The organism is Nocardia canadensis, from assembly GCF_032656385.1.
Taxonomy (GTDB): Bacteria; Actinomycetota; Actinomycetes; order Mycobacteriales; family Mycobacteriaceae; genus Nocardia; species Nocardia canadensis.
In genome coordinates this window covers 101,382-117,266 of record NZ_JAVCWB010000010.1, presented here as the reverse complement: position 1 = coordinate 117,266, position 15,885 = coordinate 101,382, and the positions used below count along the sequence as shown (strand labels likewise).

Below are 15,885 nucleotides of genomic sequence, written 5' to 3'. Positions count from 1 at the left end.
GCCACCCAGGCGTTGCGCCGACCTCCGCGCCGGGCTACGGCGCGATGCCCTTGTCGATGGCCATGGCCGCGCCGACGATACCCGCCGTGTTCTTCAACACGGCCGGAATCACCGGAGTTCGGTTGGTGAGCAACGGGATCCACTGTTCGTGATCACGGCTGATGCCGCCGCCCGCCACGATGACCTTCGGCCAGAACAGGTCCTCGAGGTGCCGCAGCACCGTACTCACCCGCTCGGCCCACTGCGGGTAGGTGAGCTCCTCGCGGTCCTTGATCGACGCCGCGGCCAGATGCTCGGCCTCGTCACCGCCGACCACCAGATGGCCGAGCTCGGAGTTGGGCACCAGGGTGCCGTTGTACATCAGCGCCGAGCCGATCCCGGTGCCGAAGGTCAGCAGCAGCGTCAGCCCGTCGAGCTCACGGGCGGCGCCGTAGCTGTCCTCGGCCAGCCCGGCGGCGTCGGCGTCGTTGAGCACGGTCACCGCGCGCCCGCCCAGCGCCTTCGAGAACAGCTCGCGGGCGTCGGTGCCGATCCACGCGTGGTCGATGTTGGCGGCGGTCCTGGCGTGGCCGTCGAGCACCACGCAGGGCAGGGTGAGTCCGACCGGGCCGTCCCAGTCCGCCAGTGCCACCAGTTCGGCCACCGCGCCGGCGACGGCATCCGGCGTGGACGGCTGTGGCGTGGCGATCTTGAGGCGCTCGTGGGTCAGCGTGCCGGTGGCCAGGTCGACCAGGGCGCCCTTCACCCCACTACCGCCGATATCGATGCCGAATGCGTGCCCCCGAGCGGACATGGTTCAACCCCTTGCTGACGCGGTCGATGTGCCTGACAAAGAGTAGCGGTAGTCACCCTGCGCGCGAGCCGCCGCCACATGTGATCCGATGGAGTCGTGCCCGAACCCATCGTGTCCGAGACCGTCCTCGCCCCGACCGCCGCCGACCACGAGGAGTTGCGGCTGCTGGCCGTCGAACTCGCCGAGGCGGCGGCCGCGCACGTGCGTGCCCGCCGACCCGAGGTATTCGCCGCCGGTGGCCCGGTCGCGGGTGCGGTGGCGACGAAGGGGCACGTCACCGATCCGGTCACCGTCGTCGACACCGAATCCGAACAGCTGATCCGCGCGCTGCTGGCCGAGCGCAGGCCCGCCGACGCGATCCTGGGCGAGGAGGGCGGCGGCGATGTCGGCGCGACCGCGGCGGGCGCGATCACCTGGGTCGTCGACCCGATCGACGGCACCGTGAACTTCCTCTACGGCCTGCCCGGCTACGCCGTCTCGGTGGCCGCCGTGCGCGACGGCGCGCCGGTCGCCGGCGCGGTCGTCGACGTGGCCGCGGCAACCACCTACAGCGCCGCGCGCGGGGCAGGCGCCTACGCCGTGCACGCCGACGGCACCCGCACGAAACTGGAGTGCGCGCAGGAGGATTCGCTGGCGGTGGCGCTCGTGGGCACCGGCTTCGCCTACGGCAGGCAGCGGCGCGCGCGCCAAGCGCAGTTCCTGACCGAGGTGCTCCCGGAGGTCCGCGACATCCGCAGGCTCGGCGCGGCGGCCATGGACCTGTGCCACGTCGCGGCCGGCGAACTCGACGCCTACTACGAGCACGGCCTCAACGCGTGGGACTGGGCGGCGGGCGCGCTGATCGCGGCGGAGGCCGGTGCGGTCGTGCGCGTTCCCGACATCACCGTCGATGGCGCGGCGGGGGAGCTGACGATCGTGGCCGCGCCGGGCGTCGCGGCCGAACTGACCGCCTTGCTCACCCGCGTCGGCGCGACCACCGCGTTGCCCGACTGACGCGCACGCGCCGCGGGCGAGAGACCCGCGGCGCGTGGCTCAGCTCAGCACTTGACGGTGCGGGCGGCGTCGAGCAGCGCGGGATCGATCGAGGACGAGCTGGCACCGGGGGCGAGGTTCTTCAGCGACCGCAGCACCTCCTCGGCGTCGGCGCCGGGACGCAGCGATTCGCCGAAGGCCAGGCCGAGCACCAGGTCGACGGTGTCGTCGGTGCGCGGATCCTCGATCAGCTCGGCGCACGGCGCGACCAGCTGCACCGAGGCCGCCGCGGGCCTGCCGTTGACGCCGTAGCGGATCTGGCCGGTGCAGTTGAGGTCCCCGTTGACATAGACCGGATCGTTACCGACCTGTGTCCCCGGCGCGCCCGCGAACCCGAGGTCGCCCAGCGCGGCCGCGATGTGACCGGCCTGACCGCTCTTGCCGTTGGCGTTGAACACGCGCACCTTCGACTCCGACAGCGCCGCGGGATCGACGTCGTCGAGCCGGGAGGGGCCCATCCGGGTGCCCAGCGGCGCGGGCTGGGCCGCGTTGGTGGCCGTCGGGGTGCTCGGTGCGTTGCACGCCATCGGCTCGTTGCTGTCGTCATGGGTCCGAAACGCCGTGATCCAGACGAACAGGCTCACCAGGGCCAGCACGAGGACGAGCGCGAGCCACAGCTCGGGCCGCCGTCGCGGGAAGGGTTTGCCGTCGCGATCGGTCGCGCTGCCTTCGGTGATCAGTGAAACCACGCGCTCACTCTACGAGTCCGGCGGCGATGCGCGAGTGCGGGAGGTCTCGGCGAGTTTCCCGCCAGGTGAAGATTCGTCGTCGGTTTCGACTCGGCCGGGTTTTGATTGCGACATTTGTCCGTAGGTCCGCTATTGTCTGGCCGCCCAGATCGAATAATCACCGGTGAAACGGTGGTCGGTCGCGGGAACAACAAGGGCATGTCCTGCGTTAACCGAACGCTGTCGGAGTCATCGATCCTCGATCGACCCTGATAGGCGGCCGGTGTACGTGTGAGGTGCACCACCGGCGGGGCGGTACGAACGCCGGACCCCAGTGGGGTACGGCCATCGAACTGATCCGGGATATACGGAGTAAGGACTGAGGGGAAGACGACATGGCAACCGACTATGACGCACCGCGGCGCACCGAATCCGACGAAGTGTCGGAGGATTCGCTCGAGGAGCTGAAGGCCCGCCGCAACGAGGCGCAGTCCGCCGTCGTGGACATCGACGAGTCCGATACGGCGGAATCGTTCGAGCTTCCCGGCGCGGACCTGTCCGATGAGGTACTCAGCGTTCGGGTGGTCCCGAAGCAGGCCGACGAGTTCACCTGTTCGAGCTGCTTCCTCGTGCACCACCGCAGCCGACTGGCCAGCGAGAAGGGCGGCCAGCTGATCTGCATGGACTGCGCCGCCTAGCGCGACGCGACGGGTCAGCCCGCGCTCGGGAGTCCGAGCGCGGCCAAGACCCGGTCCGGCCTGCGCGTACTGACCAACCAGTACGGCGTCGGGTCGTCCGGGTCGTCGAGTACGAGCAGCGCCATCGGGCCGATCCACGCCCGGTGCTGTACATACGCGGCGGGGTCGAGCTGTCGGCCCAGCGCCGCACTCTTGGCCGTCGGTGCGACGGCCGCGGCGCGCGCGACGAAGCTCACCGGCAGGTGGGCGCGGTCGACGCGCAGTTCCGCCGTACCGTCGGGCGCGACGGTGACCTCCAGGCGGTGCCGCGACATCCACAGCAGGATCCAGACCGGGATCGGCGCCAGCAGCACGTAGGGTAACCACGCCCGCACGCCGGGCGCGCCCATGTGGATCTCGGCGGCCAGCAGGCCCGCGATGGCGAATCCGATCGGCCACCACCACAGCGGCACCCACAGGCGTTCGCGGTAGGGCGAGACACCGTGTCCCGAGGACGCTGAGCGCTCGGTGGCGGCGGGGTCGGTGGTCGGCGAATGGGGCTGGTCGGGCACCCCTCAACACTAGGTCACCGCACCAGGGCGGCGACGAGAAGGTCCGGCGCCGACCGCGTAGGCTCGACCGATGTGAACGCACTTGCACCGATTCCGCTGCGGCGGCTCGATCCCGGCATCCCTGTGCCGACGCGTGCCCATCCGGGTGACGCGGGCGTCGATCTGTGTACCACCGAGGACGTGATCATCGAACCGGGCGAGCGGGTGCTGGTCGGCACCGGGATCGCGATCGCGCTGCCCGTCGGCACGGTCGGGTTGATCCATCCCCGGTCCGGCCTGGCCGCCAAGGCCGGCTTGTCGGTGGTCAACACCCCCGGCACGGTCGACGCGGGCTATCGCGGTGAGATCAAGGTGTGCCTGATCAACCACGATCCGCGTACGGCCATCGAGCTGCGGCGCGGCGATCGCATCGCGCAATTGCTGGTGCAGCGGGTCGAGCTGGTCGATTTCGCCGAGGTCGACGATCTCGACGAGACCGCCCGCGGTACCGGCGGATACGGGTCGAGCGGCGGGCATGCCAGCCTGGCCGGCGAGGAGGCGTAATGGGTCTGTTCGGGAAGAAGAAGCGCGCACCGCGGGCGGACGCGGCCTACGACGAGGCGGAGTACGCCGAGGCCGACGACTACACCGATGCCGACGGCTTCGACGAGTTCGAGGACGAGTACGACACCGACGAATTCCAGCGCCCCGATTTCGCGCACCTGGACTTCGACGACGCCCCGACCGACGAGCGCATCTACGGCAACTTCGACCACGAGCCGGACGCCGCGGCCGGTCCGTACGACATCAGCGAGGTCACCGACGAGATGGTCGCGCGCCGTCTCGATCTGGGCTCGGTGGTCATCCCCGTGCCCGACGGCGGGCAGCTCCAGGTCGAGATGAGCCCCGACGGCACCCCGCAGGCGGTGCACCTGGCCACCGAGCACGGCAGGCTCACCGTCGCCGCCTACGCGGCGCCCAAGTCGGCGGGCCAGTGGCGTACGGTCGCCGCCGATCTGGCCGAATCGCTGCGCGGCGACGGCGCGAGCGTCGCCGTGGAGAAGGGGCCGTGGGGCCGCGAGGTCAAGGCCATCACCGAGGGCGCCGACCTGCGCTTCATCGGCGTCGACGGTCCGCGCTGGATGATCCGCCTGGTCGCCGCGGGCCCGTCCGGCGCGGTCGACGAGCGCAGTCCGCTGATCACCGCGGCCCGTGCCGTCCTGGCCGACGCCGTGGTGCGGCGCGGTGACGAGCCGCTGCCGGTGCGTGATCCGCTCCCGGTGGTGCTGCCGCAGGAGCTGGCCGAACAGCTGGCCGCCGCCCATCAGCAGCAGGTGCTCGCCCAGCAGCAGGCGCTGGCGGCGCAGGCCGCCGCGGCGCAGGCGGCGCCGACGTCGGCGCTGCCGCCGAAGATGCCCGACGAGCCGCGTCGTGGCGCCGACGGATCGGCCATGCAGCAGCTCGGCCTGAACTGAGAACCGAACGCGCACAGCCGGTGTCCGTGGCTGCGCGGGCGAACCGGCGGTGTCGCGGGAGGTCGGGGCAGTCGCCGGACTCGCTCGGCGTGGTCTCGGTCTAGGCGCGGGCGGGGGTCGAATCGGCGTGCAGCGCTGCCAGTTCGGCGAATCCCGCCGAACCCAGCACCGCCGGATCGGCGCCCAGCTCGGCGAGGGTCACCCGGCGCAGCCGCGCCTGCGGCAGTGTCGCGGCCCACTGCTCGGCGACGGCGATCGGATGCACCGGGTCGTCGCTCGCGCCGACCACGGCCACCGGCACGGTGGTGCCCGCCAGCCGCTCGACTGTCGGCCAGGCGTAGGCCGCCGCCTCGTCGAGCGCCCGCGGCAGGTGCGGCCACTGACCGCGCCAGGATTGGGTGAGCGCGTCGGCCAGCCAGGCCGGACTGGAGGCGCGCATCCGCTCGATCACCGCGTCCAGGCCGTCGGCGCGGAGTTGCTCGGCGGTAACCGAGGCGCTCAGCGCGGCCGGGCAGGCAGCGGTTTCGGGACCCGTCCAGGCGGGTAATGCCGTAATGACACCGACCACCGCGGTCGAGTGCCCGGCTGCCCAGTCGAGCGCGATCGCGGCGCCGAGGGAGATCCCCGCGGCCAGGACGGGGCCGCGCGCTGCGGCGGCCGCCAAAGCAGCGGTACAGCTCGCGATCACGGCCTGGGGGTCCGGTTCGACGGCGAGGAATGGCAGTCCGTGCGCGGCTGCGGCCGGCCCGAACGCGCGGGCGGCGAAATCGGCGTCGGAACCGGTTCCGGGCAGGGCGACCACGGTGACCTGGGATGGGATGCGCAACACGGACCGAGCGTAGCGGCCGATCGTTTGCCCATCTACAGTGGCGGTGTACGGCCAACTAGCGGGAGAAGCGTGCCATGTCGTCATCCACGGGCGGACACAAGTCGGGATCGGGTCCGGACTCGGGATACTTTCGTCGACTCGGGCGCCGCTTGACCGCCGATATCGACCAGCTCGACGCCGAGGAACTGGCGGAGACGGCCGACGCCTCCGGTGCCCGGCGCGCGGTGGACTGTTGTCGCGGTGAGGAAGCCACCATCCTGGGCAGGCTCCGCAGCGTCGAGGCGTGTCCCAAAGCCGCGGGCGCGACCGTACAGGCCGAGTTCTTCGACGGCACCGACGCGATCACCCTGGTCTGGATCGGCCGCAGGCGCATTCCGGGCATCGAACCGGGCAGGCGGATCCTGGTCCGTGGCCGCGTGGGCGACCGCGACGGCCGCAAGGTGATCTTCAACCCCTACTACGAATTGCGCGGGAACAGCTGACGTATGCCCTCCAGCGACGAGTACCGCATCGAGGCGGACCCCGAGCCCACCGTGGCACTGCCCGTGGCGACCGATGAGCCGGTCGACCCCGCGGTGGACGCCGAGGTCGAGCAGGCCGAGCAGACGCTGCTCGAGCAGCTCGGTGGCATCAGCGGCCTGATCTACTCCACCCTGCCCGTGCTGGTGTTCGTCCCGGTGAACACCTTCGCCGGCCTCACCGCGGCCATCTGGGCCGCTCTCGGCGTCGCCGCGGGCGTCCTGGGGTGGCGGTTGTACAAGCGCAGCCCCGTGCAGCCCGCGATCTCCGGGTTCCTCGGTGTCGGTGTGTGCGCGTTCATCGCCTACCGGATGGGCGAGGCCAAGGGCTTCTTCCTGTTCGGCATCTACACCAGCCTGGTCTACGGCGGCGTGTTCGCACTGTCGATCCTGTTCCGCTGGCCGCTGGTCGGCGTGATCTGGGGCGCTCTGAACGGGCACGGCACCGGCTGGCGCGCGGACCGGCGCATCCGCAGGCTCTACGACCTGGCCACCGTCGTGTGGGTGGTCGTCTTCGGCGCCCGCTATCTGGTGCAGTCCCAGCTCTACGACACCGATCACACCACCTGGCTGGCCGTGGCCAGGATCGGCATGGGCTGGCCGCTGACGGCGGTGGCGCTGGTGGTCACCGTGTGGGCGGTGCGCCGGGCCGGCCACCTGCCGGTCGAGAAATCCGGCGCCGGAACGGATTCCACTCACGCCTGAGGGTGGCCGGACCGCCGCCGGAGGTGGGGAAGTACCCACCCTGGGGTGCCTGGTAGCACCGTCGAGTTCGTCGCACGATCAATGCGTACCGAAAAACGCAGTGATCGTGAAAGGACCGGCGACCATGATGGCTACCGAGCACCGCCCCGGCGCATCGAAGAAGTCGAACGCCTCCGTGCTGTCGGAGAGCAAGCGCATCGGAGCCGAGCTGGACGCGCTGATCGGGCCCGCCGCGGCCGGTGACCGCGACGCCGTCGCCGAGATCGTGCGCCTGGTGCACCCGCTGGTCCGCCGGTACTGCTCGGCCCGGATGGGTGCCACCGGGCATCTGACCGTCACCGCCGACGATGTCACCCAGGAAGTGCTGATGGCCACCGTCACCGCCATCCCGCGCTACCGCGACCAGGGCAAATCGTTCCTGGCCTTCGTCTACGGGATCGCCGCCAACAAGGTCTCCGACGCTTTCCGCCGGGCCAAGCACACCGCGTACCCGATGGCCGAGCTGCCCGACGCGGCGTGCGGCGCGGCGGGCCCGGAGGAGTGGGCGCTGGCGCTGGAGCGGCGCGCGGCCACCCGGGATCTCATGCAGGTGCTGGCGCCGAACCACCGCGAGGTGCTGGTGATGCGGATCGTGCTCGGCTGGAGCGCGGCCCAGACCGCCGAGGCCATCGGCACCAGCCCCGGCGTCGTGCGGGTGATGCAGCACCGCGCGCTCAACAAGCTGCGCGCGGAGCTGAAGGTCGCCTGATCCGGCGCCACCCGCGCGCCGAAAACCGTATCGGAGGGTTACGGTTTGATGCCGTGGGTGGCCAGGGTGAGACGCAGGTCCTCTTCGGCTTCCACCGAGGTGACGAACAGCAGTTCGTCCTCGCCTTCGAACGGGTCGTCGGGCTGGGGCACGATCACCCGGCCGCCGCGCAGGATGGTCACCAGCGCGGTGTCGCGCGGCATGACCAGGCTGCGGACCGGTTTGCCCGCGAGCTGGGTGTCGGCGGGCAGGGTGATCTCGACCAGATTGGCCTGACCCTGCCGCAGCGTCATCAGCCGCACCAGATCACCCACCGACACCGCTTCCTCGACGAGCGAGGCGAGCAGCCGCGGCGTCGAGACCGCCACGTCGACGCCCCACGACTCGTTGAACAGCCATTCGTTGCGCGGATCGTTGACCCGCGCCACCACCCGGCGCACGCCGAACTCGGTCTTGGCCAGCAGGCTGTGCACCAGATTCGCCTTGTCGTCGCCGGTGGCGGCGATGACGACCTCGTAGGTCTCGAGTCCCGCGTTCTCCAGCAGCGACAGCTCGCAGGCGTCGGCGTGCACCCAGACGGCATCCGGGATGGCGGGCGGATCGATGTGGTCGAGCTGACGTTCCAGCAGCATCACCCGATGCCCGCCGCGTAGCAGTTCCCTGGCGATCGAGCGCCCGACGGCGCCCGCTCCGGCGATGGCCACCTTCATGTTGTTCAGTCCTCGCTTGTGGGAGCCTTGGCGGCCAGGGCGACCGCCTCACCGACACTGCCGGAGGTCGCCGCGACGTAGACCACATCGTCGGCCTGGACGATGGTCTTGGACTCGGGCAGCAGGCCCTGGCCGAAACGCAGGATGAACGCCACGCGCACTCCGAGCTCGCGTTCCAGATCGCGCACCGTACGGCCGGACCAGTCCTCGTGCAGGGTGAGTTGCGTGACAGCCACCGCGCCCGTGGGGTCGCGCCAGGTGGTGGTCGAGTTGTCGCCGATGAGCGTGCGCAGGAAACGGTCGGTGGTCCACGGGACGGTCGCGATGGTCGGAATGCCGAGCCGCTCGTAGACCTCGGCGCGCTTGGCGTCGTAGATCCGGGCGACGACCCGCTCCACGCCGAACATCTCTCTGGCCACCCGGGCCGAGATGATGTTGGAATTGTCACCCGAGGACACGGCGGCGAAGGCGTCGGCGCGTTCGATTCCCGCGCGGGTCAGCACATCCCGGTCGAAGCCGACGCCGACTACTTCCTGCCCGGTGAACCCCTCACCCAGCCGGCGGAACGCGCTGGGATCGCGGTCGATCACCGTGACCTCGTGTCCCACCCGGACCAGAGCGCGCGCCAGCGACGAGCCGACCCGTCCGCACCCCATGATCACTACGTACACCGCGCACCCTCGTTCCTGGCCAACCCCGTGGCATTCGGCTTGGACCGTACCCGCCGAATGCTCCCATCGCCCATTTTCCCCCGGGCGACGCGGCACAAACAATCACGACACCGGGCCGGTGTGGCGCCGACGTGCGCGCGAAGCCGCGGGTGTTCTCCTCTATGCTCAGCCCGGTGTCCAAGTTGACGACGGCAGCCAAGCGATTGCTGCTCGGCAGGCCGTTCCGCAGCGATTCGCTCGGCCACACGCTGTTGCCCAAACGTATCGCGCTGCCGGTGTTCGCCTCCGACGCGATGTCGTCGGTGGCCTACGCGCCGGAGGAGATCTTCCTGGTGCTGTCGGCCGCGGGCATCTCGGCCTATCTGTACGCGCCTTGGGTCGGTCTGGCCGTCGCGTTCGTGATGGCCGTGGTGGTCGCCAGTTACCGGCAGAACGTGCACGCCTATCCCTCCGGCGGCGGTGACTACGAGGTCGCGACGAAGAACCTGGGCCCCAACGCCGGTTTGACCGTCGGCAGCGCGCTGCTGGTCGACTACGTGCTCACGGTGGCCGTGTCGATCTCCTCGGCGGCCTCCAACATCGGCTCGGCCATCCCGTTCGTCGCGACCCACAAGGTGCTGTTCGCCGTGGTGGCGATCGCGATCCTCACCGCGATCAACCTGCGCGGCATCCGCGAATCCGGTACGGCGTTCGCGATCCCGACCTATGCCTTCATCGTCGGCATGTTCGTCATGCTGGGCTGGGGGCTGTTCCAGATCTTCGTGCTCGGTGACGACCTCGAAGCCGAATCGGCCGGTTTCGGGCTCAATGCCGAGGACGAGCATCTCTACGGTCTGGCCTTCGCCTTCCTCATCGCCCGTGCCTTCTCCTCCGGCTGCGCGGCGCTGACCGGTGTCGAGGCGATCAGCAACGGCGTGCCCGCGTTCCGCAAGCCCAAGTCGCGCAATGCCGCGACCACGCTGCTCATGCTGGGCACCATCGCGATCGTGCTGCTGATGGGGATCATCATCCTGGCGCAGAAGATCGGCGTCGTCTACGCCCACGACACCACGAACCTGGTCGGCGCACCCGCCGACTACCAGCAGAAGACGCTGATCGCCCAGATCGCCGAGACCGTCTTCCACGGCTTCCCGATCGGCTTCTTCTTCATCACCATCGTCACCGCGCTGATCCTGGTGCTGGCCGCCAACACCGCGTTCAACGGTTTCCCGGTGCTGGGCTCGATTCTCGCCCAGGACCGCTACCTGCCGCGTCAGCTGCACACCCGTGGCGACCGGCTGGCCTTCTCCAACGGCATCCTGTTCCTGTCCGGCGCCGCGATCGCGTTCGTCGTGCTGTTCGGCGCCGAGGTGACCAAGCTCATCCAGCTCTACATCGTCGGGGTGTTCGTCTCGTTCGTGCTGAGCCAGACCGGCATGCTGCGGCACTGGACGCGCCTGCTGCGCACCGAGACCGATCCGGCGCAGCGGTCGAAGATGAAGCGGTCCAGGGTGATCAACGCCATCGGCCTCACCGCGACCGGCACCGTGCTGGTGATCGTGCTGATCACCAAGTTCTTCGCCGGCGCCTACATCGCGATCATCACGATGGTGGCGATCTTCGTCGTGATGAAGCTCATCCACCGCCACTACGACTCGGTCTCGCGCGAACTCGACGAATCCGATTGGGACGGGGTGCTGCCCAGCCGCACCCACTCCATCGTGCTGGTCTCCAAACTGCACCTGCCGACCCGGCGCGCGCTGGCCTACGCCCGCGCGACCCGCCCGGACACGCTCGAGGCGATCACCGTCAACGTCGACGACGCCGATACCCGCAGGCTCGTGCGCGAGTGGGAGAACAGCGAGATCAACGTGCCGCTGAAGGTGATCGAATCGCCTTATCGCGAGATCACCAAGCCGGTGCTGGACTACGTCAAGCGGGTCCGCAAGGACGCGCCGCGCGATGTCGTCACCGTGTTCATCCCCGAGTACGTCGTCGGTCACTGGTGGGAGCAGGTGCTGCACAACCAGTCCGCGTTGCGGCTCAAGGGCAGGCTGCTGTTCGAGCCGGGCGTGATGGTCACCAGCGTGCCGTGGCAGCTCAGTTCCTCCACGCGGGCCAAGCAGGCCGCCGAGGGGAACGCGCCGGGATCGGTGCGCCGTGGTTTCGAAGAGCCGGGCCGTCGTCGATGAGCGATTGGCGCGGACAGGAATTCCAGATCCGGCTCGGGCCGCCCGGGCACGGCGGATTCTGCGTCGGCAGGCACGAGGGGCGCGTGGTGTTCGTGCGCCACGGACTGCCGGGCGAACTGGTGCGGGCGCGGGTCACCGAGGACCGGGGCGGGTCGTTCTGCCGGGCCGATGCGGTCGAGATCGTCGAGGCGTCGCCCGATCGGGTGCCGGCCACCTGCCCGGTGTCCGGGCCGGGCGGCGCGGGTTGCTGTGATTTCTCCTTCGCCACTCCCGCCGCGCAGCGCGCGCTCAAGGCCACGGTGGTGGCCGAGCAGCTGCGCAGGCTGGCCGGGGTGGACCGGGAGGTGACCGTCGAGCCGATCGCCGGTGACTCCGGCGAGGCCACCGGCGGCTGGCGCACCCGCGTGCGGCTGGTCGTCGACGACGCGGGCCGGGCCGGGGTCCACCGTTTCCGCAGCACCGCGGTGATCCCGGATCTGCGCTGCCCGCAGCCGGTGGCCGGGGCGCTCGACGGTGTCGCCGACCGGCTCTGGACACCGGGCTCGGACCTGGTCGTCGCCGTCGACGGTGACGGTGTGCGCCACATCGTGGAACTGGCGGCGGTGCCCGACACCGTGCAGCCGGGCGGTCGTCCGTCGACCCCGCGCGGCGCGGGCCGTGGCCGTGGTCAGCGGCCCACCCGCCGCCGGGAGTCCGGCGGCCCCGGTGACGAGCGCGGCGCGATCCGCGACCGGGCCGCCGCGCGCAAGTCGGCCACCAACGCCCCCCGCGAGGAATGGGTGATGGCGGGCACCGGCCGAGCCGTGGAGTACGTGGCGGGCCGGCGCTGGGAATTGGCGGCCACCGGCTTCTGGCAGGCGCATCGCGGTGCCGCGCAATGCTATTCGGACCTCGTCGCGCAGTGGTCGGGGCTGGCTCCCGGCGGTTCGGGCTGGGATCTCTACGCCGGCGTCGGCGTGTTCGCGGCGCGGCTGGCCGAGCAGACCGGCCAGACCGGTGCGGTCGCCGCCGTCGAATCGGCGCGCTCGGCCGTCGCCGACGGCACCGCCGCGCTGCGTGATCTGCCCTGGCTGGACCTGCGCGCCGACCGTGTCGAACGCTGGGTGCGTGCCCACGCCGACGGCGACGGCCCCGATGTCGTGGTGCTCGATCCGCCGCGGGCCGGTGCGGGCAAGGAGGTCGTGGCCGCGGTCACCGACGCCGATCCGCGCCGGATCGTCCACATCGGGTGCGACCCGGCGTCTTTCGCCCGCGACCTCGGGCTGTATCTCGACGCGGGCTATCACCTCGCCGACCTGCGCGCTTTCGACGCGTTCCCGGCGACCCACCACGTCGAATGCGTCGCCCTGCTCGACCGCTGAGCGAGGACGGTTCGGGCCGCCGGACCACCCGGCATCGACCGGTGCGGGACGTCGGCAGCGGCGCCTCCGCGCTCGGCGAGCACTCCGCCGAGGCGTGCCGGGGCTCCGCTGCCGGGCGACCCGGTTCGGATCAGTCCAGGGCCCAGGTGACCCGGACGGTGGCACCGACCTCGGTCTCCCCGGGAACCACCGGCACCGGCGAAGCGGCCCTGGCCATCAGCATCGGCGCACTGTCCATCTCGGCGCTGATGTCGTAGGCGCGGGGGAGCGGCACGGCGGTGTCCTCGGTGATCTGCACGACCGCGCCCAGCGTGACGCCCGCGCGCTCGGCGTACTGCGCGGCCTTGGTCTTCGCGTCGTCGAAGGCGGCGTCGCGGGCCTGGGCGAGCAGTGGCTCGGGGTCGGCGATCCCGCGGGTCAGCCCGCCGAGGCGGACGTCGTCGCCGCCCGCGGTCACCGCGGCCGCCACCGTGTCGGCCGGTTCGGTGCCGGTGCCGTCACGCAGGGCGATGCTGAGCCCGGTGGTGGCGAGGTAGCCGGAGATCTCGCTGCGTCCCTGATCGGTGTAGACCGTCTCGGTGCGCACGCTCAGCCCGCTGGTCGCCATGTCGGCGTCGCTGACCCCGGCCGCGCGCAGGGCGGCGACGACGGCGCTGACCCGGTCACCGGCGCGGCCGTAGGCGGCGGCGACGGTGTCGGCGCGCGATTCCACCGACAGGGTGACGCGGATCAGATCGGGAACCGCGCGCACCGTGCCGCGCCCGATCATCGTGGTGCTCGCCTGCCAGGACTTCTTGCCCACCGCGGTACTCCTGTCGGTCGAAGGATGCTGTGCTGCCCAACGTCTCGCGGCGGGTCCGAGTTCCCCGTCAGTAGTTGCCCGCGTTGCCCGACAGCGTCCGCACCGCGGCCTCCATCTGGGCGTAGGCGCCCGCGGCGAGGCGTTGCAGCAGGGCCAGTTTCAGTTGCGGGTGGCCCTGGGTGAGCTGGTCGAAGACCGCCGGCCGCATCACCGCCACCCGCACCGGCGTCTCGGCGATGATCTCGTTGACGAACGGTTGCCCGAGCAGCATCGGGATCTCGCCGAACGTCATCCCCGCCGACAGCGTCACCAGCCGGTGCACGCGCCCGTCGGTGCCGGGGAAGGTCATCCGCACGCGGCCCTCCAGGATCAGGAACAGCCCGCAGCGCGAATCGCCCCGCTCGGCGATCACCTCGCCGCGCGCGAAGGTCCGCGGTTCGAAGTCCTTGCCGAGCAGACCACGGTTCTCGGGGTCGAGACCGGCCAGCAGCGGGTGCTCGTCGAGGGGGATCGAGCGGCGGCTCTCGGCGCCGGTCGGCCGGTGCCGGGCCAGGATGATGTCCTCACACCACTCGGTGGCGGTGTCGCGGTCGACGAACACGCGCCCGCGCGGATCCTCGGGGTCCAGGCTGGAGGCCTCGTGCCCGAGCCGGGCCTCGGGATCGACCAGGGCGACCCGGCTGCCCCGCCGGACCAGTGCGTTCTGCAGCGCGTCGAGCATCTCGCGCGCCACCGCGCTCACCTCGCCCACCCGGCGCAGGTCGATGACCAGGGCGTCGAGTTCGCCGACCTTGCTCTCGATCGAGCGCACCGTGCGCTCGGCGCCGGCGAAGAGCAGGTCGCCGTGCAATTCGTAGACCCGGGCCCGGTCGCCGTGATCGGCGAGCACCGCGGCGTCCTCGGGGGAGCGGCGCAGCCGCGAGGGCACCTGCGCCACCGAGTAGTCGGCCCGGATGGCGGTGCGCGCGGCGCGGGTCACGTGACAGAAGTGCAGTTCCAGGCGCCGCGACAGTTCCCGGCAGGCCGCGACGCCGCGCACGCTGTTGCCCTGGCCGTCCAGCCGCGGCGAGTACACCGAGATCCCGAGCTGGCCGGGCAGCACGGCGATGATCCCGCCGCCGACGCCGCTCTTGGCGGGCAGCCCGACCGTGGTCACCCAGTCACCGGCGGCGTTGTACATGCCGCAGGTCGTCATCACGCTGAGCACGCGCTCGGTCAGCGCGGTCGACAGTGCCCGCTCCCTGGTCTTCGGGTTGACCCCGTTGTCGGCCAGCGTCGCCGCCATCAGGGCCAGATCCGCGCAGGTGATCTCGATCGAGCACTGCCGGAAATAGCGGTCGACCGCGTCGTCGGGGTCGACATCGATGATGCCGACCGAGCGCAGCATGTAGCCGATCGCGCGGTTGCGGTAGCCGGTGCGCGCCTCGGACTCGTAGACCGCCTGGTCCATTGTCAGCTCGCGGCCGGCGAAGCGGGAGTAGCAGCGCCGGACCCGCTCGAACTTCTCGGCGGCGTCGCGGCCGTTGATCAGCGAGGCCGCGGTGATCGCGCCGGAGTTGATCATCGGATTGCTGGGGCGCTGGGTATCGGGCTCGAGGGCGATCTCGTTGAACGGCTCGCCCGAGGGTTCGACATCGATGTGCGCGGCCACCCCGTCCAGACCGCGGTCGGCCAGCGCGAGCGCGTAGGTGAACGGCTTGGAGATGGACTGGATGGTGAACCCGACATCGGTGTCGCCGACCTGGTAGATCAGCCCGTCGGCGGTGGCCAGGCACAACCCGAACGAGTCGGGCGCGACCGCGGCCAGCTCGGGGATGTAGTCGGCGGGCGCACCCGAGGTGTCGTCGCGGCAGATCGCGTACACCTCGTCGAGCATGCCCGCCACCACGCCGGGGTCGATCGTGCGCGCAACACCGTCCGGTTCGGCCACAGCGACACTCTAGGACGCGGCGTGGCCGGTCCCGCGGGGACGCGCGGGGGAGATAGTCCTCACAGGCGATCGCGGCCCGTGGTGACGGCGTCAGGCGGCGGCGCGCCCTGTTCAGCGGCGTGCCGCGGGGGACCGGCACGCCCGCTGTGATCGTCGGTGCGGGGCACCCGGAAGGGCCCGCGAGCTGGAGCCGCCCGCACGGCCAAATACACTGGGCGGATCACACAGTAGTCCGGAGGGAGCG

17 protein-coding genes are annotated in these 15,885 nt (G+C 71.0%); 9 read left to right on the top strand and 8 right to left on the bottom strand.

The features are described 5' to 3' along the window. Positions 1–34: 34 nt before the first annotated feature. A complete protein-coding gene (gene ppgK, locus Q7X29_RS24240) occupies positions 35–793 on the bottom strand; it encodes a polyphosphate--glucose phosphotransferase (RefSeq protein ID WP_218716939.1) in 759 nt (252 codons plus the stop codon). Positions 794–889: 96 nt separating this feature from the next. Between ppgK and Q7X29_RS24235 the strand changes: the two genes are divergently transcribed. Continuing rightward, a complete protein-coding gene (locus Q7X29_RS24235) occupies positions 890–1,786 on the top strand; it encodes an inositol monophosphatase family protein (RefSeq protein WP_316575475.1) in 897 nt (298 codons plus the stop codon). 44 nt (positions 1,787–1,830) lie between these two features. On the opposite strand, the gene cei is transcribed toward Q7X29_RS24235, so the two are convergent. Next, positions 1,831–2,514: an envelope integrity protein Cei gene (gene cei / locus Q7X29_RS24230; RefSeq protein WP_218716941.1), complete on the bottom strand. Its 684-nt coding sequence runs from the start codon at positions 2,512–2,514 to the stop codon at positions 1,831–1,833. A gap of 374 nt (positions 2,515–2,888) precedes the next feature. Here cei and Q7X29_RS24225 point away from each other — a divergent pair, with 374 nt between their 5' ends. Next, positions 2,889–3,191 (top strand): DUF4193 domain-containing protein, encoded by a 303-nt coding sequence (locus tag Q7X29_RS24225; protein WP_218716942.1) that lies wholly within the window; start codon positions 2,889–2,891, stop codon positions 3,189–3,191. Positions 3,192–3,205: 14 nt separating this feature from the next. Here Q7X29_RS24225 and Q7X29_RS24220 read toward each other — a convergent pair whose 3' ends face one another. Continuing rightward, on the bottom strand, positions 3,206–3,742 hold the full coding sequence (locus Q7X29_RS24220) for a DUF3093 domain-containing protein (protein WP_218716943.1): 537 nt from the start codon (positions 3,740–3,742) through the stop codon (positions 3,206–3,208). Between the two features lie 72 nt (positions 3,743–3,814). Between Q7X29_RS24220 and dut the strand changes: the two genes are divergently transcribed. Both dut and Q7X29_RS24210 read left to right on the top strand, forming a co-directional pair. Further along, positions 3,815–4,285: a dUTP diphosphatase gene (dut, locus tag Q7X29_RS24215; protein WP_218716944.1), complete on the top strand. Its 471-nt coding sequence runs from the start codon at positions 3,815–3,817 to the stop codon at positions 4,283–4,285. A 5-nt stretch (positions 4,286–4,290) separates the two neighbouring features. Then, entirely contained in the window at positions 4,291–5,196 is a 906-nt protein-coding gene (locus Q7X29_RS24210) for a DUF3710 domain-containing protein (protein ID WP_449411957.1), read from the top strand. A 100-nt stretch (positions 5,197–5,296) separates the two neighbouring features. Here the strand turns inward: Q7X29_RS24210 and Q7X29_RS24205 are convergent, their stop codons facing one another. Beyond that, positions 5,297–6,025, bottom strand: coding sequence for an alpha/beta fold hydrolase (locus Q7X29_RS24205; protein ID WP_316575473.1), 729 nt, complete (start codon positions 6,023–6,025; stop codon positions 5,297–5,299). Between the two features lie 74 nt (positions 6,026–6,099). Between Q7X29_RS24205 and Q7X29_RS24200 the strand changes: the two genes are divergently transcribed. The 3 genes from Q7X29_RS24200 (at position 6,100) to Q7X29_RS24190 (ending at position 7,996) form a co-directional block, all read left to right on the top strand. After that, entirely contained in the window at positions 6,100–6,507 is a 408-nt protein-coding gene (locus Q7X29_RS24200; RefSeq protein WP_019047972.1) for an OB-fold nucleic acid binding domain-containing protein, read from the top strand. Positions 6,508–6,510: 3 nt separating this feature from the next. Beyond that, positions 6,511–7,248: a DUF3159 domain-containing protein gene (locus tag Q7X29_RS24195; RefSeq protein WP_218716947.1), complete on the top strand. Its 738-nt coding sequence runs from the start codon at positions 6,511–6,513 to the stop codon at positions 7,246–7,248. A 127-nt stretch (positions 7,249–7,375) separates the two neighbouring features. After that, positions 7,376–7,996: a sigma-70 family RNA polymerase sigma factor gene (locus Q7X29_RS24190; protein WP_218716948.1), complete on the top strand. Its 621-nt coding sequence runs from the start codon at positions 7,376–7,378 to the stop codon at positions 7,994–7,996. A gap of 38 nt (positions 7,997–8,034) precedes the next feature. Here Q7X29_RS24190 and Q7X29_RS24185 read toward each other — a convergent pair whose 3' ends face one another. Together Q7X29_RS24185 and Q7X29_RS24180 are read right to left on the bottom strand one after the other, a co-directional pair. Further along, positions 8,035–8,706, bottom strand: coding sequence for a potassium channel family protein (locus Q7X29_RS24185; protein WP_316575472.1), 672 nt, complete (start codon positions 8,704–8,706; stop codon positions 8,035–8,037). A gap of 5 nt (positions 8,707–8,711) precedes the next feature. Beyond that, a complete protein-coding gene (locus Q7X29_RS24180; protein WP_218716950.1) occupies positions 8,712–9,377 on the bottom strand; it encodes a potassium channel family protein in 666 nt (221 codons plus the stop codon). Positions 9,378–9,550: 173 nt separating this feature from the next. On the opposite strand from Q7X29_RS24180, the gene Q7X29_RS24175 reads away from it, so the two are divergent. Both Q7X29_RS24175 and Q7X29_RS24170 read left to right on the top strand, forming a co-directional pair. Beyond that, the gene (locus Q7X29_RS24175; RefSeq protein WP_218716951.1) at positions 9,551–11,548 is read left to right on the top strand and encodes an APC family permease; all 1,998 of its coding nucleotides are present in this window, start codon (positions 9,551–9,553) and stop codon (positions 11,546–11,548) included. Beyond that, positions 11,545–12,909 (top strand): class I SAM-dependent RNA methyltransferase, encoded by a 1,365-nt coding sequence (locus Q7X29_RS24170; protein ID WP_316575471.1) that lies wholly within the window; start codon positions 11,545–11,547, stop codon positions 12,907–12,909. Before Q7X29_RS24175 ends, Q7X29_RS24170 begins: the two co-directional genes overlap by 4 nt. Positions 12,910–13,039: 130 nt before the next feature. On the opposite strand, the gene Q7X29_RS24165 is transcribed toward Q7X29_RS24170, so the two are convergent. Beyond that, complete coding sequence (locus Q7X29_RS24165) at positions 13,040–13,711, bottom strand: SIMPL domain-containing protein (protein ID WP_218721169.1); 672 nt, start codon at positions 13,709–13,711, stop codon at positions 13,040–13,042. Positions 13,712–13,778: 67 nt separating this feature from the next. After that, positions 13,779–15,587 carry a glutaminase A gene (glsA, locus tag Q7X29_RS24160; RefSeq protein ID WP_218721178.1) on the bottom strand — a complete coding sequence of 603 codons (1,809 nt, stop codon included), beginning with the start codon at positions 15,585–15,587 and terminating at the stop codon, positions 13,779–13,781. Positions 15,588–15,885 lie beyond the last annotated feature (298 nt).